Consider the following 21,476-nt stretch of genomic DNA (forward strand, 5'->3'; position numbering starts at 1 on the left):
ATCGCTTCCACCCTTTTTGCCCCAAATCTACCATAAACTTTACCTACTAATGCTATGGTGAAACAAATCTATACTGAAAGATTTAATAAAAAAAATAAATCAGAGGAACGGCTATAAAAATCGATGAAGCAAAACATCTTTGTTAGCAGAGTCGTTAAAATAGCCCTTTGATGCTATATTTCCTTGACTTTGTTCCAATAAAAAAGGTGGAATCGCTTCCACCCTTTTTGCCCCAAATCTACCATAAACTTTACCTACTAATGCTATGGTGAAACAAATCTATACTGAAAGGATTAATAAAAAAAATAAATCAGATGAACGGTTAGAAAAATCGATTAAACAAAAAATGTTGGTTTGTTAGCGTTCACAACCTGTTATATATTGTTACATTCGTTGACTTTTTTCCAATAAAAAAGGTGGAATTGCTTCCACCCTTTTTGCCCCAAATCTACCATAAACTTAACCTACTAATGCTATGGTGGAACAAATCTATATTGAATGCCTTAGTTTAAAAAATATATTAGACGAATGGCTAATAAAATCGATTAAGTGCATTTTTGTTACGATTTTAGTACGCTCTTGCGTCCTTCCCTTCGTAAAAATTCATGAAAGCGCGGTTCACTACCCGGTTTCCACCCGGTGTTGGATAATCCCCTGTAAAGTACCAATCGCCCAAATTCTTTGGACAGGCAATGTGCAGATTTTCGACAGTCTGGAAAATGATTTTCACTTCGGCTTTTACTGAAACGTCGGTCAGCATAATGGCAATCTTATCTGAAATTTCCTGTGGATGGAACGGCGCATAGATCTCATTTACATAATTGACCACTTCACTGTCTCTCATGTTTTCCTGAGCTTTGCATTTTTTGTACACTTCGTCTACAATATGGTACAGGTTTCTTTCCTTCAATAATTCGAGCGCAGCCTGAAAAGCCACAAGGCCTTCCAATTTGGCCATATCTATACCATAACAGTCAGGGTAGCGAATTTGTGGCGCCGACGATACTACAATAATGCTTTTTGGCTTCAAACGGTCCATCATTTTGATGATACTCATTTTTAGCGTGGTTCCCCGAACAATACTGTCATCAATGATCACTAAGTTGTCAGTTGGCTTGATTACGCCATACGTCACATCGTAAACGTGGGCCACCAAATCATTACGACTGCTGTCTTCGGTAATAAAAGTACGCAGCTTAGCATCTTTTATAGCCACTTTTTCAGTTCTGATTTTCACTGCAAGTAATTCTTGCAAAGACTCTTTGGTCAGCGTGTCCTTGTTCGCCAGAATGAAATTATTTTTTCGTTGGTTCAGAAAATCCTGAGCGGCTTCTACTATTCCGTAGAATGAGGTTTCTGCCGTGTTCGGAATATAAGAGAAAACCGTATTGTCGGTATCATTATCGATGGCATCCAAAACTGCCGGCAGGATTAATTTTCCTAAATTTTTACGTTCCTGATAAATTTCGGCATCGCTTCCTCTGGAGAAATAAATCCGTTCGAAAGAACAGGCTTTTTTAACGGTTGGCGTAATGATTTCTTCTTCGGTAACTTTTCCGTTTTTCTTGATGATTAATGCATGTCCGGGGGTTAATTCCTGTACTTTTTCAAAATCAATATTGAATACGGTCTGTATCACCGGGCGTTCTGAGGCTACCACTACAATTTCATCATCCTGATAAAAATATGCAGGACGAATTCCTGCAGGATCCCTGAAAACGAATGCATCACCGTGGCCTAGAAGTCCCGCCATGGCATAACCACCGTCCCAACCTTTGGAAGCGCGGCGCAATATTTTGGCAATCTCTAATTTTTCTGCAATTACAGGAGACGCTTCTCTTTTGGACAAGCCATTCATTTTGCATTCATGATACAAGTCGGTTACTTCATCATCCAGAAAATGACCTATTTTTTCCATCACCGTTACGGTATCCGCCATTTCTTTTGGATGCTGCCCCAGTTCAATCAGGCTGCTGAATAATTCTTTCACATTGGTCATGTTGAAATTTCCGGCAACAATCAGGTTCCGGTGCATCCAATTGTTCTGACGTAAAAAAGGGTGTACGCTTTCGATACTGTTTTTACCAAAAGTCCCATAGCGGACGTGTCCTAAAAATACTTCCCCTACGTAAGGAATGTTTTGTTTCTGAAGTGCCACATTGTCAGCATATTCCGGATGCAGCGCCATTTCTTCATTTACTCTTTCATTGATTTGGGCAAACACATCCTGAATTGGCTGCGCATCATTGGAACGCACGCGGCTGATGTATCTTTCTCCCGGCTCCATATCCAGTTTGATGCTGGCAAAACCAGCTCCGTCCTGACCACGGTTGTGCTGTTTTTCCATAAGAAGATACATTTTTTGTATTCCGTAGAAAGCGGTACCGTACTTCTTTTTATAAAATTCAAGCGGTTTTAGTAGTCTTAAAAATGCTATCCCACATTCGTGTTTAATTGCGTCGCTCATTGTGTTGTTGTTTGTTGTAGTTGTATTATTTGCTCAACAATCATTCCATTGCGATGGAAATCCAGTTAAATTGTATATATTGAAAAAGCCCCGTTTCCGAGGCTTTGCATAATTGCATTATAATGTAATTTCGAATTGTGTCAAAGATTTGAATTGTTTCAATCTGTTAACAACTTCTTCGTTTTCAAGGCCAATCATTCTTTCGGTCCCGAATTTTTCTACACAGAAGGAAGCTAAATTGGATCCATAAATAATGGCGTTTTTCATATTGTCAAAAGACACATTTTCGCTTTGCGTAATGTATCCTGCGAATCCTCCTGCAAAAGTGTCTCCCGCCCCTGTTGGATCGAAAACTTCTTCCAAAGGTAATGCCGGAGCAAAGAATACCTCTTTGTTATGGAACAAAAGCGCTCCGTGTTCTCCTTTTTTGATCACCACATATTTTGGTCCCATCGTATGGATTTTGGCAGCAGCTTTCACTAATGAGTATTCCCCTGAAAGTTGTCTCGCCTCTTCATCATTGATGGTAATCACGTCCACACGTTTGATTACTTCCAATAATTCCGGCAACGCACAGTCCATCCAAAAATTCATTGTATCCAAAACCACCAATTTAGGTTGTGTTGTCATCTGATCCAAAACACTGCTTTGAACTAATGGATGTAAGTTCCCTAACATCACCACGTCTGCATCCTGAAAATTCTGAGGCACTTTTGGCTGAAAATCTGCCAATACATTCAATTGAGTATCCAAAGTATCCCTTGAATTCAAATCATTATGGTAACGACCGCTCCAAAAGAAGGTTTTTCCGCCCGGAACTATTTCAAGACCTGAAATATCAATATTTCGTGCTGTCAATAAATCTAAATATTCTTGTGGGAAATCATCACCGACAACAGAAACGATAGCAGATTTTAAGTTAAAATGGGAAGCCGACAGACCAATATAAGTTCCAGCTCCGCCTAAAATTTTATCTGTTTTTCCAAAAGGAGTTTCAATAGCGTCGAAAGCAACGGTTCCAACAATCAATAATTTATTCATACTTAGATAATATTTGTTTTTTTTAGATTATGGAATTGGCATATCTTCATCGGTGTGTACATCGAATTTATCTTATGCTTCAATTCATTTCCTGAGTTTCGAATTAAGGGGCAAAGATACTTTATAAGTTTGAAAGTTGCAATGGGTCTTAGTTGTAAAGTTTTGCCAAATTATAAAGCTGAAAAACAGTAAGTTAAATTACTTTTCGTTCCTCGTTTTCATAAAAAGCATCAACGGATTGCTGGGCGCTTTGGGAACCCATTACCGCCAATACATCGCATCTTTCGTTTTGCGGATGATTGTTGTGGCCTCGAATCCATTGGAAATCGACCTGGTGCTTGCGGTAAATTTTCAGAAAACGTGCCCATAGATCCGGGTTTTTCTTTCCTGCAAAACCTTTTTTCTCCCAACCGAAAACCCATTTTTTTAAAACGGAGTCCACAACGTATTTCGAATCCGACACTACAAGGACTTTGGTGTTGGGGCTTTTTAATTTTTCGAGTCCAACAATAACCGCGAGCAATTCCATGCGGTTGTTCGTTGTGTGACGGAAGCCTTCATAAAATTCTTTTCTATATGGTTTTCCAACCCATTCCATCACCACTCCATACCCACCGGGCCCAGGATTTCCTTTGGCAGCGCCATCTGTATAGATATGTACGTCGTGACTCATTTATAGGTTATGTGTTTATTTGATGAAATATTACTTCAGTAATTCCGCAATTACCTCCGGAAAATGAAGCTGTTCCAACTGATGGACTTTCTCGGCCACTTCTTCCGGGGATTCCTTTCCGTTAAGCGCGACAGTTTTTTGAAAAATGATGTTTCCCTCATCATAATGTTCATTGACAAAATGGATTGAAATCCCGGTCTCCACCTCTTTATTTTCTATAATAGCGCGGTGCACGTGCATTCCATACATTCCCTTTCCACCATATTTAGGCAAAAGCGCAGGATGGATGTTGATGATTTTATCCGGGAAAGCTTCTACTAGACTATGAGGTAATTTCAATAAAAAACCGGCTAACACAATTAAATCAGGCTTCAAATCGATTAGTTTTTGAAGGATGGTTCCGTCTGAAAACTGTTCTTTTGAAAAAACCACCGTCGGTACATTTAATTTTTGGGCTCTCTCTAATACTTTGGCATCTGGATTGTTAGAAAATACCGCGGCTACAGTTCCGCTATTTGTTTTGTTGAAATGCAGTATGATGTTTTCAGCATTGGTACCCGATCCCGAAGCAAATAGCACTATCTTTTTCATTTATCCTGTGGTTTTTATCACACAAAAAAAAGAATAATAAATGATAATAAATAGATTTAGGGAGTCTTTATTAAATTATTTTTTTAAATTCGTAGTCACATTTATTAACTAAAGTGTGGTTTTAAAATAAAGTTTTTTATTTTTGCCATCAATTAAATTTTAAAATTAAAGATTATGTCAGACATTGCATCAAGAGTTAAAGCGATTATCGTAGACAAATTAGGCGTTGACGAAAACGAAGTTGTAACAGAAGCAAGCTTCACGAATGATTTAGGAGCTGATTCATTAGACACTGTTGAACTTATTATGGAGTTTGAAAAAGAATTTGACATCCAGATTCCAGACGACCAAGCTGAAAACATTGCTACTGTAGGTCAAGCAATTTCTTACATCGAAGAAGCTAAAAAATAATACATTTTGCACCCGTAGTCAGCTTTGTTTACGGGTGTTATTATTTTTTTAAATTTTAAACCATTGATTGTGAAAGCAATCATCAATATAAAGTATTGTAATACCTATGTCTTTTTATGATTTATAACATAGAAGAAAGCATAGGTATTATTTGTTTACATTCATAACCATAAAATTGTACGTATGGAATTAAGGCGAGTTGTAGTAACAGGTTTAGGTGCACTTACCCCGATTGGGAACAACATCCAGGAATTTTGGGATGGTCTTATAAATGGCGTTAGTGGTGCTGCTCCGATTACTTATTTTGACACTTCTAAATTTAAAACGAAGTTTGCCTGCGAATTAAAAGGTTTCAATGTCGAAGATTTTATAGACCGAAAAGAAGCCAGAAAGATGGACCGTTATGCGCAATATGCCATGGTTTCGTCTGACGAGGCGGTACGTGATGCCAATTTTGATCTGGAAAAATTAGACAAGGACCGCGTAGGTGTAATTTGGGGTTCAGGAATCGGTGGATTGGAGACATTTCAGATTGAGATGCTTGATTATGCCAAAGGAGACGGAACACCACGTTTCAATCCTTTCTTTATACCAAAGATGATTTCGGATATTGCTTGTGGGCATATCTCTATAAAATACGGATTCAGAGGGCCTAACTTCGCGACAGTTTCTGCTTGTGCGTCTTCTACCAATGCCATTATTGACGCTTTCAATTATATTCGATTGGGGCATGCCGATGCAATGATTACCGGAGGCTCTGAAGCTGCCGTTACCATTGCCGGAATGGGCGGATTCAACGCCATGCATGCCTTGTCAACCAGGAATGACGATCCTAAAACCGCTTCCAGACCAATGGACAAAGAGCGTGACGGTTTTGTTCTTGGTGAAGGTGCCGGAGCGTTGGTTCTGGAAGAATACGAACATGCAATAGCACGTGGTGCTACTATTTATTGTGAAATTGGCGGAGGCGGAATGTCAGCAGACGCACATCATATTACGGCTCCACATCCGGAAGGATTAGGCGCGAAAAATGTAATGATCAACTGTTTGAGAGATGCCGGGTTAAAACCGACAGACGTAGACGGTGTGAACATGCACGGTACATCAACTCCTTTAGGGGATATGGCCGAAAGCAAAGCGATTCTTCACGTTTTTGGCGAACACGCTTATACGATGAACCTGAATTCGACTAAATCGATGACTGGACATTTATTGGGTGCTGCCGGAGCTGTAGAAACTATTTCGTCTATTCTTTCCTTGAAACATGGAATAGTTCCTCCAACCATCAATCATTTTACCGATGACGAAAACATTGACGGTAAATTGAATTTCACTTTCAACAAAGCTCAGAAAAGAGATATGAAAGTGGTCATGAGCAATACTTTTGGTTTTGGTGGTCACAATGCTTGCGTTCTTGTTAAAAAACTGGACCTTTAATTAAATGTTATGGGTATAATCAGAAAAATATTTCAAAAATCCCGCTCTGAAGAAGACGGGATTTTTTTTACTGATATGCAAAAAATAATAGGATTCAAACCTATTACCATTAGTTACTACAAAAAAGCGTTTACCCACCGCTCCTTAAGCAAAATGGATCCGAAAGGAAATCCAGTCAATTACGAACGATTGGAATTTCTCGGCGATTCAATGCTTAGTTCAGTTATTGCCGCCCACCTTTTCAGTAAGGCACCGGCCGGAGACGAAGGGTATTTGACAAAAATGCGTTCCAAAATTGTCAGCCGCGAACATTTGAACGAATTGGGAAGAGATCTTAATTTAATCCAATTCATTGAAAGTAAGGTTCCGGTGCAGCATTTCGGCGAAAATATCCACGGAAATCTTTTTGAAGCATTGGTTGGAGCCATTTTTCTTGATCGCGGCTATCCATATTGCGAAAAATTCATCCAAAAAAGGGTCATTCTTCCGTATGTGGATATTGCTAAACTGGAAGGAAAAGTCATCAGTTACAAAAGTTTGCTGATTGAATGGTGCCAGAAAGAGAAAAAAACGTTTCATTATGATGTATATGAGGATAATGAAATCACCGGGGAAAGACTCTTCGGCGTGAAGTTAAGCATTGACGACAAAGTAGTTGCAAAAGCCCGGGCCACTTCAAAAAAGAAAGCCGAAGAAAAAGCTTCTCAACGCGCTTATTTTGTGTTTCAAACAAAAATCGACGGGAAATAATTTAATTTTCATGCTTGTCTACATGTTTTCGTTAAAAATTTAACGTTAACATGTTTTTTTACGCCTCTTTTTATTACGAAGAAACAGTATATTTACAGACTTATTTAAACAGTAATGGCGACTCATAAGTTGTACATAGGAGAATTTGACGACGTTGACTATGAGCTCGTTGCGATACACACTTCTTTGGAAGATTATCGCCTGGCTTATTTTTTAAACCAGAAATTGCCCATCCTTTTGAGCAAGAGTAAAAACGAGATTCAGATTACAGTAAAAGAGGGCGAAACCCATTTTTCCAGATACATTTTTGAGGAAATTGAAATCGACAGCTATTGGAATCTCATTCAGAATAAAAACGAGGTAATCGTCCAAAAAAAAGACAACCAGCAGAATCTTTTTGCCGATACAAGCATGGAAGTTTCCACTAAGGTATATCTGTTGCCCGAATTGAAGAAAGTTGATTTTTTCCTCAAAATCGAAAATGCGGAAGTGGACATCGAGGAAATTACCACTAAAATAAATACAATAGATCGGATATCGGCGGTTTATAAAGTTGATAACGATCAGATAAAATCAAAAAACAATTTAATTTTTTAATACAAAATGCTAACAAACAAAAAAACTAAAATTGTAGCCACATTAGGACCTGCCTGCAGTACGAAAGATGTTTTGAAGAGAATGATTGACGCAGGGGTGAATGTTTTCCGTGTCAATTTTTCGCATGCCGATTATGCTGATGTTAAGGAGAAAATCGACCTGATCAGAGGGCTGAACGATGAGTTTGGTTATACCACTGCTATCCTTGCCGATTTACAAGGCCCAAAACTTCGCGTTGGTGTAATGAAAGAGGATGTAGTTGTAAATAATGGCGATCTGATCACGTTTACCACCGCCGAAGATCTTTTAGGTACAGCCGAAAAAGTATATATGAATTACAAAGGGTTTCCAAGCGATGTGAATCCCGGGGAACGTATATTATTGGATGACGGGAAGCTGATCTTTGAAGTGGTTGAAACCAACCGAAAAACGGAAGTGGTTGCCAGAGTTGTACAAGGCGGCCCGTTGAAATCCAAAAAAGGGGTAAACCTACCAAATACTAAAGTATCGTTGCCTGCTTTAACAGAGAAAGACATCAAAGATGCGCTTTTTGCCATTGAGCAGAAAGTGGACTGGATTGCGCTTTCATTTGTCAGGACTGCAGAAGATTTAATTGAACTGCAAAATTTAATCGCAGATAATTCCGATCATAAAATTCCAATCGTAGCGAAAATCGAAAAGCCCGAAGGAGTTGAAAACATCGATAAAATCATCGCACATTGTGATGCATTGATGGTTGCCCGTGGTGATCTTGGAGTTGAAGTTCCGGCACACGAAGTACCTTTGATTCAGAAAAAACTGGTAAATAGAGCAAAAACGGCGCGAATTCCGGTGATTATCGCTACCCAGATGATGGAAACCATGATTACTAGCCTTACGCCTACGCGTGCCGAGGTGAATGATGTCGCCAATTCCGTAATGGATGGTGCCGATGCGGTAATGCTTTCGGGGGAAACTTCGGTAGGTAATTATCCGGTTCAGGTAATTGAAAAAATGACGCAAATCATTGAAGCTGTGGAAGATTCACCTTTGATTTTAGTGCCTCAAAACACACCACAGATAAAAACCAACCGCTACATTACCAAAACCATCTGTCATCACGCGGCCCAAATGGCCAATGTAATCAAAGCAAAAGCGATTTGTACGTTGACCAATAGTGGCTATACCGCTTTTCAGATTTCAGCGTGGAGACCGCCATCCCATATTTTGGTATTTACATCCAATAAAAGAATGCTGACACAGTTGAATTTACTTTGGGGAGTACGCTCTTTTTACTATGACAAGTTTGACAGTACAGATGATACAATTGTAGATGTCAATCAAATCGCCAGAGATAAGGGATGCGTCCAAAAAGGTGACATGTTAATCAATTTGGCAGCCATGCCGATTTCGGATAAAGGGATGGTGAACACGCTTCGTGTTTCAGAAATAGACTAATTTTTGATTTAAATAAAATGATTAATCCGATGGTACTGCTATCGGATTTTTAATTCTTAAAAATCAAATTTCAACTGAACAACAATTGATTTTTTGAGTTCGGTATTTAAATTGCTAAGCGAAATTCCGAGTAAACGGACAGAGTTTTTCAGACGCTCCTGGTATAATAATTCATTGGCCGTTTCTGACAATAATGCTTTATCCGAGATAAAATACGGCAGCGTTTTGCTTCTGGTCTGTTGTGAAAAATCGCTATATTTTATTTTAAGCGTCACCGTCTTCCCGGCAATATTGTGCTTTTTCAATCTCTTTTCCAATTGCCCTGCAATAATCTCCAAACGTTCCTGCATGAAAATTTCCGACGAAAGATTCTCATCAAAAGTATGCTCCGCCGCCACCGATTTGGTGATGCGATCGGATTTCACCTCACTATTGTGAATTCCGCGTACCACATTATAATAGAAGTTTCCCGATTTTCCAAAATGTTTTTCCAGAAACTCCAATGATTTGCTCTTTAAATCCACGCCGGTAAAAATCCCCAACTGATACATTTTTTCGGTCGTTACTTTTCCCACCCCATAAAATTTTCGGATAGGCAGTTCTTCCAAAAAAGTCATAACTTCATCCGGATTAACTGTTTTTTGTCCGTTTGGTTTATTATAATCACTCGCTACTTTGGCTACAAATTTATTGACCGAAATTCCTGCAGAAGCTGTCAATCCGACCTCATTCAAGATACGCATCCGGATTTCCTGAGCAATTAAAGATGCGCTGGGGTTTCCTTTTTTGTTTTGAGTCACATCCAGGTAGGCTTCATCCAATGAAAGCGGCTCAACCAAATCGGTATAATCAAAGAAGATTTTACGGATTTGTAATGAGATTTCTTTGTACCGGTCGAATCTCGGCTTGACAAAAATCAATTCCGGACAATATTTTTTAGCCAAAACCCCGCTGATGGCGCTACGGACCCCAAACTTCCGTGCTTCATAACTGGCCGCTGAAACCACGCCTCGTATTTCATTTCCCCCTACAGCAACAGCTTTCCCTCGCAATTCAGGATTATCCATTTGCTCTACAGAGGCATAAAATGCGTCCATATCGACGTGTATAATTTTTCTATTTTCGGGAAATTCATGCATAGTTATAGCCAGCACTAACGCTGTTGTTCGACACTTCTTTTTTGATGTAAAAAACGCAGATGAAATTCTTCTGTATGGTGTAAAAATACAAATTGGTCCGTCAATTTTCATTAACTTACTCACAAAATAATCAGGACCAAAAATGATTGAAATAGAGCGTAAATTTCTCGTTACTTCAGAAGATTTTAGAAGCAAATCCCATACAGTCCATGACATCGCTCAAGGATATCTGAATTCCAACCCGAACCGTACCGTACGGGTCAGAATTCGGGGCGAACAGGCCTTCCTTACTGTAAAAGGGAAAGGAAATACATCCGGAATGTCGCGTTTTGAATGGGAAAAGGAAATTCCAAAAACAGATGCCCAACAACTTTTACTGCTGTGTGAAAATGGCGTAATTGAGAAAAAAAGATATGAAGTGCAAGTCGGTACTCATACCTACGAAGTTGACGTGTTCTTTGGCAACAATGAAGGCTTGATAATAGCAGAAATAGAGCTTAATTCCGAATTCGAATCCTTTGAAAAACCAAATTGGCTGGGCCAGGAAGTGACAAATAACGAACGGTTTTACAATGCTTATCTCAGCCAGCACCCCTTTACAGGATGGAGTAAATAAATTATTCTAAAACCAGCTCGATCGTTACGAGCAGAGAGCCGCTGCCTTTATTATTAGCAATGTCCATAAAAGCCCTTTTGGTCAGGTCGATTTCACGTCCGCGTATAAAGGGGCCTCTATCAGTAATTTCCACGATCACCGATTTCCCGTTCGCTTCATTGGTTACTTTCAGTTTGGTTCCAAAGGCAAATTTCCTATGGGCGGCAGTATAACTGTTATTGCTGAATTTTTTCCCGCTCGTGGTCCTTCTTCCGTTGAATTTATCGGCGTAATAAGAGGCGTGCGCTTTGTTTTTGAAGAAAAGCAACTTGGACTTTGGGTTTACGGGGAATTTTAGACTGTCTACATCAATTATTTTGCTTTTTGCAGTATCCTGAACCGTTTTTAAGAGTTGGGGTTTCGTCGTCTGCTGAGCATTGACACAAAATCCGGTAAAGAACGTTGCGGCAATTATAACTAACGACAATACTATTGATTTATGTTTCATAACAATTGTTCTGGATTTATTAATTTACAAATACCATACCTAAATGAAAAAAGTCCCGCAAAGAGGACTTTCATTTATTTTAAAACCATAAATGCCATGGAATTCTAATCAGAATCAATAATAATCCTAATCCGTAGAATATCGAAAAAACTTTAAACTTGGCTTCACCAGTTTCCTTTGTTTTATGCTTTGACCAACCGACCGTAATCAGGATAATTGCCAAAATATTTATTGCCGGGTGCTCCAGGGCCAGTAATCTGCTTTCTGCTGTCAAACCGGCCATGCCGACAGTCTTTATCATATTTAATCCGTTTGGTGAAACGAAATATAAAATAAGACCAATTAACAATTGTGTATGGGTAGCGATCAAACCAAACAGCCCCAATTTGCGATCGGTTGCGGTAAATTCTTTTTTGGAAGTCATTCCTATTATGGAATTAACCACTACTATAATTAGAAGCAAAAGTGCCAGGTAAGCCCAGCCGGAGTGAAATTTTTGAATGAAATTGTATATATCCATGAAGAAATGTGTTTTGATTTAAAACAAATATAAACAAAAAATACATCACTAAAACCTTAGGGCTTTATCCAATAACTCTATAAAATTATTTAAAATTATTTTTTATCCATGAAGTGCTTCAGCAAAAAAGCGGTAGAACTGTCATGATTTTGAAGTTCACCAGTGGTAATTTCTGCCAAAATGGAAGTTGCCAATTCTTTTCCAAGTTCCACCCCCCATTGGTCGAAGCTAAAAATATTCCAGATCACACCTTGCACAAATATTTTATGTTCGTAGAGCGCTACTAAAGAACCCAAGGTTTCCGGGGTCAATTTCTGGATCAAAATTGTGTTTGTTGGCCTGTTGCCTTCAAAAGTTCTGAATGGGGCGCATAAGTCAGTTTTTTCAGCAGAAATGCCATTATCGAGCATTTCTCTTCGCACCTGATTTTCCAATTTCCCATGAAGCAAAGCTTCGCTCTGTGCAAAAAAATTGGACATCAGTTTAAGATGGTGATTCTCGTTTCCGTGCAATGATTCTATAAATCCGATGAAATCAGCAGGAATCAATTTGGTACCCTGATGAAACAATTGAAAAAACGCATGCTGCGAATTGGATCCTGGCTCCCCCCAAATGATGGTGCCGGTCTGATAGTCCACCTTTTTTCCATCCCTGCCTTTGCTTTTTCCATTGCTTTCCATACTGGCCTGTTGCAGATAAGGAGCTAATTTTTGCAGGTACTGCGTATAAGGGATAATCGCTTCGGTTTCCGCTCCAAAAAAATTGTTGTACCAAATTCCGATTAAAGCCAGGACAACGGGAATGTTTTCATCAAAATTGGTCGTTTTGAAATGTTCATCCATTTGGTTTGCACCGCGCAGTAATTTATCGAAATTGTCATACCCAACCGATAAACTAATGGAAAGACCTACGGCGCTCCACAGCGAAAACCGGCCGCCAACCCAATCGTACATTGGAAAGATATCCTCCGGATTTATTCCGAATTGTTCCGCTTTCTCAATATTGCTGGTAACTGCCACAAAATGTTTGGCCACATCCTGTTGCGATCCAGATTTTAAAAACCATTCTTTGATGGTTTCCGAATTGGTTAGTGTTTCCTGGGTGGTAAAGGTTTTGGAAACGGTAATAAAAAGTGTGGTTTCCGGATTTAGTTTTTTGAGGGTTTCGTATACATGGTCCCCATCAATATTGGAAACAAAATGAATGTTTAAATGATTTTTATAAAATTGAAGCGCCTCGACTATCATATCCGGTCCCAAATCTGAGCCACCAATACCAATGTTGACAATATCCGTGAACTTTTGATTGGTATAGCCTTTTCTTTGACCACTGATGACTTCGTGGCTAAAGACCTCGATCTTGTTTTTTACTTCAAAAATACTTGGGATAATATTTTTACCGTTTATTTCTACAACTTCATTCTGCGGTGCTCGTAAAGCGGAATGGAGTACGGCCCTATCTTCAGTCTCATTTATGTTTTCGCCTGTAAAATAGCTGTTGATAGCCTCTTTCAGGTGCATTTCTTCTGCTAAAGATAAGAGCAGGTTAATGGTTTCCTGATTGATTCTGTTTTTGGAATAATCCACTAAAAAATCCTTCCATTCCAAGCTAAATTTTTCGGCTCTTTCGGTATCGTTTTGGAACATTTCTGCCATTGAAACGTTTTGCATTTCTGCAAAATGTTGCTGAAGATTTTTCCAAACTTGGGTTTGGGAGGGATTTGCCTTTTGTAAAGCCATTATTTTGTGAATTTTAACTTAGCAACACTATCCAATTCTCTCTTAAGCGGGGTCATTCGGGTAATGAATTTTGGTAGATTTCGTTTGTCCATTGGCTCTGAATTCGGGAGTTTCAACCGCAAAGCATCCACTTGTACACCATTTTTCCAGAAACGATAACAAACATGCGGCCCCGTCGCCAATCCTGTACTTCCTACTTTTCCAATAATATCTCCCTGATTCACATGTTGTCCTCTTCGGGCTAATATCTTGGACATGTGAAGGTATTGCGTGGAGTAGGTCCGGTTGTGTTTCACCTTGACAAAATTTCCGTTTCCTGCCGTAAAGCCCGTCTGTTCTACAACTCCGGAAGCTGTTGTCATAATCGGCGTTCCTTTTGACGCTGCATAATCAGTTCCTTTGTGGGCTTTCCAGATTTGCTGTACCGGATGAAACCTGTTTTTGGCAAAACGTGAGGTAATGTGCGCAAATTTTAATGGTGCTTTGAGGAAAAAATTCTTCAATGCTTTTCCTTCTTCGTCATAATAATCAATCTTCTTGGACTTTTCATTTTGTTTGAACGGGAATGCGTAGATGATTTTTCCTTTGTATTCAAAGAAAGCAGCTTGAAGGCTATCCACGCCATCGTAAATGGAATCATTGATATATCGTTCTGTAAATGTAATGGCAAATTTATCGCCTTTCTTCAATTTAAAGAAGTCAATGGACCAGGCATATACTTTGGATATTTTATTGGCTAAGGCTCCTTCTACCTTTTGGCGTTCGAGTGTTTCAGACAAAGAACCATCTAATTGTCCTGCGATGGTCCTCCTTCTAATCGTAACGGGTTTGATGATTTTAGATACTGCTATCGAATCCCGTAAATCGATTATATAATAGCTCAATCGGTCGGGTTGGTATATGAAGACCTGTAGTTTTTTTGATTTGTCTTTGGAACGAAGCATCGTATAGGGTCTTCCCTTTCGGACGATTCGTACATCAAAAGTGTCTCTTACCTTTTGGACAATTTCGTGAACCTCTCGTCCTCCCAGATTTTCCTTTTCGATGATGCTTCCAAATGTGTCACCGCTGACAATAGTATCGCGCACCACATCGAAATTGTTAAGCGTAAATCCATACTCCACAACGATGGGAATTGGTTTTACGGCTATAACCTCTTTTTCTTTTTCTTTCTCTGATTTTTTACAGGAAACCAGCGTAAGAACCAGGATGATGATTAGTGATACTCTTTTCAACTTCAGTGTTTTAGGCTTAAATTATTTTTCCTCCCCCCAGTTCATCAATTCTTCCTCATTCCATAATTCAGGAAAGAAGATTCTTCTTTGGTATTTTGGATGCATGTATTTTTTCCAATCACTTCCTCCAGTGGCTTCACCAGTACCATGCCCGCTATCAATGTACTTTTTGGCGGCATTCAAATGGCCCATAACCCAGGTGATATTTACGGTATAATCATAATGACGCATCGCCTGAATCAGGTCCTGATTTTTTTGGTCCTCTGCCGGAAGCTGTTTGAACTTCTGCCAAATATTAATGGTATTATACTCTTCCATGTGTCTTAGGAAAGTAGCCTTGTATTTTCTTTCAAACTCTTCAATCAGGAATGATTTCTCTCCGGTAGTATAATCTTTTCCGGCTGCCTGCCAATACAAATGCTCGAAAGCATGTTCGTAAGGCGTATTTCTGTCGATAGTGGCGCGGAATCGGTGGTCTATCAGATTAATTAAGTCGGTAGAGGCAAATTCAATCATTCGGTACTGCGCACTTTGAAATCCGCTGGCAGGCGTCAGTGTGTTTCTGAATTTCATGTATTGCTCCACTTCCATTCCGTCACCCATGATATCGAATGAAGTCGTCAGCATATCGAAATAACGGCTAATTCGCATCAGTCTTTCGGCAAAGAAAACCGTTTCCAGCTTATCGTGATGTGAAATTTGATTGATTTCCCACAAAATCATTTTAAACAACAATTCATTCACCTGATGATACATGATAAAAACCATTTCATCCGGTAATGTGGTGCGTTGGTTCTGAAGATTTAAAAGTACGTCCGTTTGAATATAATCCCAATACGTAATTGGTTTGGACCAAACTAAGCCTTCGAGATGGGTTTCCGTTTTTTGATTTATTGCTTGAAACTTTTGTTCTAATCTATCTAATAATTCTCCAGGAATATTGGTCTTGTTCATTATGGTTGCGCTTTAATTTTAAAGGGATTTTTCAAACCTTTATATGCATCTAAATCTGCTTTGATGGAGCCCACAGCTAAGCTGGCCTTTATTCGTATTGGTATTTTGTTATCATCGTCTGAGATCCACACGGTGAGACTCTCTTCCTCCTTAAACACGCGGCCCGATTGGACCAATGGCCTGAATATCATGGTTGGAACTACACCAAATCTCGTTTCAATATTTTCACGGCCCACGAATTTTAATTTAAACTTGGTCGTTTCCTCGTCAAAGAACATATCAATACTGATTGATTCACCTACTTTCAATTTATCGACACTGGGATGATTCCTCAAATAATAAAAAGCAGACATAATGTCCTGCGTATTATCTGGTACGGAGAATGTTTTTTCGGTTTTCTTCTTATAGTCCTTTACGACTACTTTATCCGTTCCCTGATTAAAAAAACCTTCCTGATTTTTTCTATAACCGCCCTCATCGATTTTTCTTACAAATTGATATGGGTTACCGGTAACTTTGTCAATATAGCTTTCGTATGTATCTTCCACTTTGAAAAAAAATCTCGACATTCCTGTCGTATATCCTTTTCCGATCACATGAAAAACTTTTTTATTGTTTTTTATTGCATCCTGCACTTCTAAGGTGGCATAACCAGCGTTAATCACCCCGTAGTGAATCCGGAATTTAAACCATTCTCCTGTGTCGAAGGCATTTTCCCTTTGGGTGCCAAACCCTACAGTGATGATAAACAATAAGAAAACAAGTATTTTTTTCATAATGATGTAATTTAACCCGTCTAAAATACAATTTCCGTTCCAAATGTATTAAAACAAAAAAACCCAGTCAAATAATGACTGAGTTTTTATGCTATTAACCAACCAAAAAACTATAAATTATGAAAACTTATATAAAAAGGCAGGAAACCACTCCTCCCTTTTTGCGAGTGCAAATGTACTCAAACAATTGACCTATAATTAGCAAAAAGTAAACTTTAACATATATTTTGCAAAGATAAGTCGTTTTTGGTGGTCTAAATTATCAAATAACTAGTAATTTCATCTTTTTATAACGTTCCTCTTAATTGTTGCTCTCTTTCTATTGATTCGAAAAGCGCCTTAAAGTTTCCTGCACCGAAGCCTTTTGCTCCCATTCTTTGTATGATTTCGAAAAATAAGGTGGGACGGTCCTGCACGGGCTTGGTGAAAATCTGCAATAAGTAACCATCCTCATCGGCATCAACCATGATGGCTAAACTCTCTATTACTTTCAAATCTTCCTTCATCATTTTCATATGCTCACCTAGTCGTTCCGGAATCGCTTCGTAATAGGCATGTGGGGGAGCAGATAAGAATTCAACTCCTCGTGCTTTTAACGCTGATACCGTTTTAATAATATCGTCGGTTGCAATGGCTACGTGCTGTATCCCTGGTCCTCCATAGAAATCCAAATATTCTTCGATTTGTGATTTTTTCTTTCCTTCGGCCGGTTCGTTGATCGGGAATTTGATTCTACCGTTCCCATTCGACATCACTTTACTCATCAATGCCGAATACTCCGTGTTGATTTGTTTGTCATCAAACGAAAGGAAGTTCACAAACCCCATGACATCTTCATAGAACTTCACCCATGTATTCATTTCATTCCATCCCACATTCCCCACCATGTGGTCGATGTATTTCAGTCCGGTCGGCTCCGGGTTGTAATCGGATTTCCATTCCTTATAGCCTGGCAAAAAGACCCCATTATAATTTTTACGTTCCACAAAAATGTGAACCGTTTCCCCATACGTATAAATACCGGAACGCACTACCTCTCCAAATTCATCTTTTTCGACTGTCGGCTCCATAAAAGAACGGGCGCCGCGTTTCATTGTCTCTTCGTAAGCGTTGGTAGCATCTTCTACCCAGAGGGCAGCCACTTTCACTCCGTCGCCATGTTTTTTCAAATGCTCGTTGATTGGTGAATCCTGAGTTAGTGGTGTTGTCAGTACTAAACGGATTTTATCCTGCTTCAGCACATAAGATGCCTTATCCTTTACTCCGGTCTCCAGACCTGCATATGCCAGTGATTGGTATCCAAAAGCGGTTTTGTAATAATGTGCCGATTGCTTCGCGTTTCCGACGTAGAATTCTACATAGTCAGTCCCTAAAAGAGGCAGGAAATCCTGGGCTCCTTCAAATATTTTTTCCAGTCCGTATTCTACTGATTTTACTTCCTTGCTCATTGTGTTTATTTTTACTCCGCTGATTTTCGGTCTGCGGATATATTGTTTTTATATTTTTCATTTCTTTAGCCCTGATGGAAACGGCATCCCACGCTTTTTTGCGTGGATACAGTGGACAGCAGGAATAAGCTCCTGATTACTCTACCCAGGATTTGTAATATTGGCCATCATCCAGTCCCATGGCTTCCTCTGTCACCATTAATGGACGGAAGGTATCGACCATGACCGCCAGCTCGTGTGTGATGGTCTGACCAATACTTCGCTCCATGGCACCGGGTGCAGGTCCGTGCGGAATCCCTTTTGGGTGCAATGTGATATGTCCTTGCTCAATATTATTACGGCTCATGAAATCTCCATCTACATAATACAGGACTTCATCGCTGTCGATATTGCTGTGGTTATAGGGTGCCGGTATGGATTTCGGATGGTAATCGTACAACCTTGGGCAGAACGAACAAACCACAAAAGTGGCAGTCTCGAATGTTTGATGTACTGGGGGCGGCTGGTGTACCCGGCCGGTAATAGGTTCAAAATTATGAATGCTGAAACCGTACGGAAAATTGTAACCGTCCCAACCGATAACGTCAAATGGATGTGTGGCATAGACAATTTCATGCATCATGCCTTCCTTTTTGACTTTAATCAGGAAGTCCCCTTTTTCATCATGGGTTTCCAGGACACTTGGCAATTTGAAGTCTCGCTCACAAAACGGGGAATGCTCCAAATGCTGACCGGATTCATTTTTATATCTTTTTGGAGTATAAAAAGGAGCATAAGATTCGACGTAAAACAAGCGGTTTTCGGCGGTCTCAAAATCAATCTGATAGATGATTCCGCGTGGGATAATCAGGTAATCGCCATATTCAAAAGGGATATTCCCCATCATCGTGCGCAAGGTTCCTTTTCCTTTGTGGATGAAAATCATTTCATCCGCGTCGGCATTTTTATAAAAATATTCTCGCAACGATTTTTTGGGGGCCGCCAGCCCGATAATGCAGTCTTTGTTGAGCAACATTGCTTTCCGGCTGTCTAAAAAATCATCCTGAGGCTGTAATTCGAATCCCTTTAAAAGCAAGGATTTGATGTTTTTCCCGATAGCAATTTTAGGTTCTACCGAGTAAGATTTTCGTATGTCCTTTATTTGTGTTGGCCTATGGACATGATATAGTAGGGAAGAATGTCCGTGAAAGCCTTCCGTTCCAAAAAGCTGTTCGTAATAGAGTCCGCCATTTGGTTTTTCGAATTGTGTATGTCTTTTTTGGGGAAAATCACCCAATTTATGATATAGAGGCATGGTTTCTTTAGTTTAAATTTAAATTATAGAGCTTACAGAAACCTCCACTCATTCCGGATTTCTCTTGATGAGGAATTTCAGGTAATCTAATAAACCGACCCACGTTGTTTTCATATGTTGATACTTATTGCCCTTTAAAAGGCATATGTAATTCGCATGCTCATTTCATAGAAACAAATATCGGAAAAATTTAAATTTTGACCGTCTTTCTTGTGAAATATTTACAAAAGAGAAAGGCATTAAACAATTGATAAATCTCCTGTTTAATGCCTTTTTATACTTTTAATTTTTATTAAATATCTGATCCGTTATCCGGTCCGTTGTTCAGTCTGCTGTTTTTCTTTCCATACAAGAAATAAATCACCAGTCCTATAGCTAACCAGGCTGCCAATCGCAACCAGTTTGTCCATCCCAGTCCTGCAATCATAGCTAAACATACAATAACGCCAAGAATTGGAACTAAAGGTACGAAAGGTGTTTTGAATTCTCTTTTCATCTCCGGATGCGTTTTTCTTAAAACAATTACAGAAATACAAACAAGGATAAAAGCGAATAACGTTCCAATACTGGTCATGTCACCCACGATATCTCCAGGAACAAAGGCGGCGAATAATCCAACAATGACTAAAATTGCTAAATTTGCTTTGTATGGTGTCTTGAATTTTGGATGCAGGTCACCAAATGCTTTTGGCAACAAACCATCTTTACCCATGGAGTAAAAAACACGGGATTGACCTAATAACATTACTAATATTACGGATGTAAATCCGAATAAAATAGCAACCGTTACAAACTGCGATAACCATTCATAACCAGGCATCGCCGAGGTTATTGCATTTGCCACCGAAGCTTCTTTTCCGCCAGTTCTGAAAAACTCAACGCTTTCAAGTCCTGTTAATACATGTGCAAAAAGGATATATAAAACGGTACATACTGCTAATGATCCTAAAATTCCGATCGGCATGTCGCGCTTTGGATTTTTTGTTTCCTGTGCTGCCGTACTTACTGCATCAAAACCAATAAAGGCGAAAAACACAGTACCTGCCGCTCCAAGAATTCCCCAAATACCCCCAAAACTATGACCCACTCCATGTTCGTCTGTAAAAACAGATGGTGCTGGGATATATGGTGTATGATTTGCCGGATTAATAAAATTCCAGCCTAAAACAATAATCAACACTACTATGGTTACTTTTACTATAACAATTAAGCTATTTACAAAAGCGGACTCCTGAGTCCCTTTAATCAAAAGCAAACTGATTACCGCAACGATAAACAAAGCCGGTAAATTAATAATTCCGCTTACTCCGTCAGGAGAAGTCTGAAATGGCGAATGACACCATTCATAAGGAATTGGACTCGTATGAAGCACATTGACCAGTAAGTTATTGAGGTATTCACTCCACGCAATCCCTACAGTTGCTGCTCCGACAGCATACTCTAAAATTAAATCCCATCCAATAATCCAGGCAAGCAATTCGCCCATGGTGGCGTAGGTGTATGTATAAGCACTTCCTGCAATTGGAATAGAGGAAGATAGTTCAGCATAACACAATCCTGCTAATGCGCAACCAATAGCCGCGACAATAAATCCAATGGTTACAGATGGTCCTGCGCTTTGTGCGGCAGCTGTTGCTGTCCTCACAAATAGCCCGGCTCCAATAATAGCTCCGATTCCAAGTGCTACAAGTGACCATGCTGTTAATGTTCTTTTTAATCCTTTTTCAGATTCTGACGCCTCTGCAAGTAATAGCGCCATTGATTTTCTTTTCCAAATAGACATAAAATAAGTGTTTGGTTTTTTAGAACCCAAATATATTGCTTTTTCTATAACATCAAACAATAAAATTCAGCGTAAGATTCA

General features: G+C 39.3%; 20 protein-coding genes. 6 read left to right on the top strand and 14 right to left on the bottom strand.

The genetic code is table 11. The features are described 5' to 3' along the window. Positions 1-568: 568 nt before the first annotated feature. The 4 genes from FNW07_RS01165 to FNW07_RS01180 form a co-directional block, all read right to left on the bottom strand. Positions 569-2,467, bottom strand: coding sequence for an amidophosphoribosyltransferase (locus FNW07_RS01165; RefSeq protein ID WP_126742196.1), 1,899 nt, complete (start codon positions 2,465-2,467; stop codon positions 569-571). 117 nt (positions 2,468-2,584) lie between these two features. After that, positions 2,585-3,508 (bottom strand): PfkB family carbohydrate kinase, encoded by a 924-nt coding sequence (locus tag FNW07_RS01170; protein ID WP_126742197.1) that lies wholly within the window; start codon positions 3,506-3,508, stop codon positions 2,585-2,587. A 193-nt stretch (positions 3,509-3,701) separates the two neighbouring features. Then, positions 3,702-4,181: a ribonuclease HI gene (rnhA, locus tag FNW07_RS01175; protein WP_126742198.1), complete on the bottom strand. Its 480-nt coding sequence runs from the start codon at positions 4,179-4,181 to the stop codon at positions 3,702-3,704. Positions 4,182-4,211: 30 nt separating this feature from the next. Beyond that, on the bottom strand, positions 4,212-4,772 hold the full coding sequence (locus FNW07_RS01180; RefSeq protein ID WP_126742199.1) for a phosphoribosylglycinamide formyltransferase: 561 nt from the start codon (positions 4,770-4,772) through the stop codon (positions 4,212-4,214). 174 nt (positions 4,773-4,946) lie between these two features. Here FNW07_RS01180 and FNW07_RS01185 point away from each other — a divergent pair, with 174 nt between their 5' ends. The 5 genes from FNW07_RS01185 (at position 4,947) to pyk (ending at position 9,404) form a co-directional block, all read left to right on the top strand. Beyond that, the gene (locus FNW07_RS01185; RefSeq protein WP_007137004.1) at positions 4,947-5,183 is read left to right on the top strand and encodes an acyl carrier protein; all 237 of its coding nucleotides are present in this window, start codon (positions 4,947-4,949) and stop codon (positions 5,181-5,183) included. Positions 5,184-5,366: 183 nt separating this feature from the next. After that, on the top strand, positions 5,367-6,620 hold the full coding sequence (fabF, locus tag FNW07_RS01190; protein WP_126742200.1) for a beta-ketoacyl-ACP synthase II: 1,254 nt from the start codon (positions 5,367-5,369) through the stop codon (positions 6,618-6,620). Between the two features lie 9 nt (positions 6,621-6,629). Continuing rightward, positions 6,630-7,370: a ribonuclease III gene (rnc, locus tag FNW07_RS01195; protein WP_126742201.1), complete on the top strand. Its 741-nt coding sequence runs from the start codon at positions 6,630-6,632 to the stop codon at positions 7,368-7,370. Between the two features lie 114 nt (positions 7,371-7,484). Then, positions 7,485-7,967, top strand: a complete 483-nt coding sequence (locus FNW07_RS01200) for an IPExxxVDY family protein (protein WP_126742202.1) — start codon at positions 7,485-7,487, stop codon at positions 7,965-7,967. A gap of 6 nt (positions 7,968-7,973) precedes the next feature. Next, positions 7,974-9,404, top strand: coding sequence for a pyruvate kinase (gene pyk, locus FNW07_RS01205; RefSeq protein WP_126742203.1), 1,431 nt, complete (start codon positions 7,974-7,976; stop codon positions 9,402-9,404). 56 nt (positions 9,405-9,460) lie between these two features. On the opposite strand, the gene dinB is transcribed toward pyk, so the two are convergent. Then, positions 9,461-10,543, bottom strand: coding sequence for a DNA polymerase IV (gene dinB, locus FNW07_RS01210; protein ID WP_126742204.1), 1,083 nt, complete (start codon positions 10,541-10,543; stop codon positions 9,461-9,463). 142 nt (positions 10,544-10,685) lie between these two features. Between dinB and FNW07_RS01215 the strand changes: the two genes are divergently transcribed. Then, a complete protein-coding gene (locus FNW07_RS01215) occupies positions 10,686-11,159 on the top strand; it encodes a CYTH domain-containing protein (protein WP_126742205.1) in 474 nt (157 codons plus the stop codon). A 1-nt stretch (position 11,160) separates the two neighbouring features. On the opposite strand, the gene FNW07_RS01220 is transcribed toward FNW07_RS01215, so the two are convergent. The 9 genes from FNW07_RS01220 to FNW07_RS01260 form a co-directional block, all read right to left on the bottom strand. Next, positions 11,161-11,646 (bottom strand): septal ring lytic transglycosylase RlpA family protein, encoded by a 486-nt coding sequence (locus FNW07_RS01220; RefSeq protein WP_126742206.1) that lies wholly within the window; start codon positions 11,644-11,646, stop codon positions 11,161-11,163. Between the two features lie 79 nt (positions 11,647-11,725). Next, positions 11,726-12,160, bottom strand: a complete 435-nt coding sequence (locus FNW07_RS01225) for a hypothetical protein (protein ID WP_126742474.1) — start codon at positions 12,158-12,160, stop codon at positions 11,726-11,728. A 101-nt stretch (positions 12,161-12,261) separates the two neighbouring features. Beyond that, positions 12,262-13,905, bottom strand: a complete 1,644-nt coding sequence (pgi, locus tag FNW07_RS01230) for a glucose-6-phosphate isomerase (protein WP_126742207.1) — start codon at positions 13,903-13,905, stop codon at positions 12,262-12,264. Further along, entirely contained in the window at positions 13,905-15,140 is a 1,236-nt protein-coding gene (locus FNW07_RS01235; protein WP_126742208.1) for a peptidoglycan DD-metalloendopeptidase family protein, read from the bottom strand. Before FNW07_RS01235 ends, pgi begins: the two co-directional genes overlap by 1 nt. 21 nt (positions 15,141-15,161) lie before the next feature. Further along, positions 15,162-16,094: a tryptophan 2,3-dioxygenase family protein gene (locus FNW07_RS01240; RefSeq protein ID WP_126742209.1), complete on the bottom strand. Its 933-nt coding sequence runs from the start codon at positions 16,092-16,094 to the stop codon at positions 15,162-15,164. Then, positions 16,094-16,870, bottom strand: a complete 777-nt coding sequence (locus tag FNW07_RS01245) for a DUF3108 domain-containing protein (RefSeq protein ID WP_126742210.1) — start codon at positions 16,868-16,870, stop codon at positions 16,094-16,096. The genes FNW07_RS01240 and FNW07_RS01245 overlap by 1 nt, the downstream gene beginning before the upstream one ends. A 287-nt stretch (positions 16,871-17,157) precedes the next feature. Beyond that, positions 17,158-18,318, bottom strand: coding sequence for a 4-hydroxyphenylpyruvate dioxygenase (gene hppD / locus FNW07_RS01250; protein WP_126742211.1), 1,161 nt, complete (start codon positions 18,316-18,318; stop codon positions 17,158-17,160). A 136-nt stretch (positions 18,319-18,454) separates the two neighbouring features. Further along, complete coding sequence (locus FNW07_RS01255) at positions 18,455-19,612, bottom strand: homogentisate 1,2-dioxygenase (protein ID WP_126742212.1); 1,158 nt, start codon at positions 19,610-19,612, stop codon at positions 18,455-18,457. 292 nt (positions 19,613-19,904) lie between these two features. Next, a complete protein-coding gene (locus tag FNW07_RS01260) occupies positions 19,905-21,395 on the bottom strand; it encodes an amino acid permease (protein ID WP_126742213.1) in 1,491 nt (496 codons plus the stop codon). Positions 21,396-21,476: the final 81 nt, after the last annotated feature.

It is taken from the genome of Flavobacterium sp. GT3R68, assembly GCF_007109225.1.
In the GTDB taxonomy this organism is placed as follows: domain Bacteria; phylum Bacteroidota; class Bacteroidia; order Flavobacteriales; family Flavobacteriaceae; genus Flavobacterium.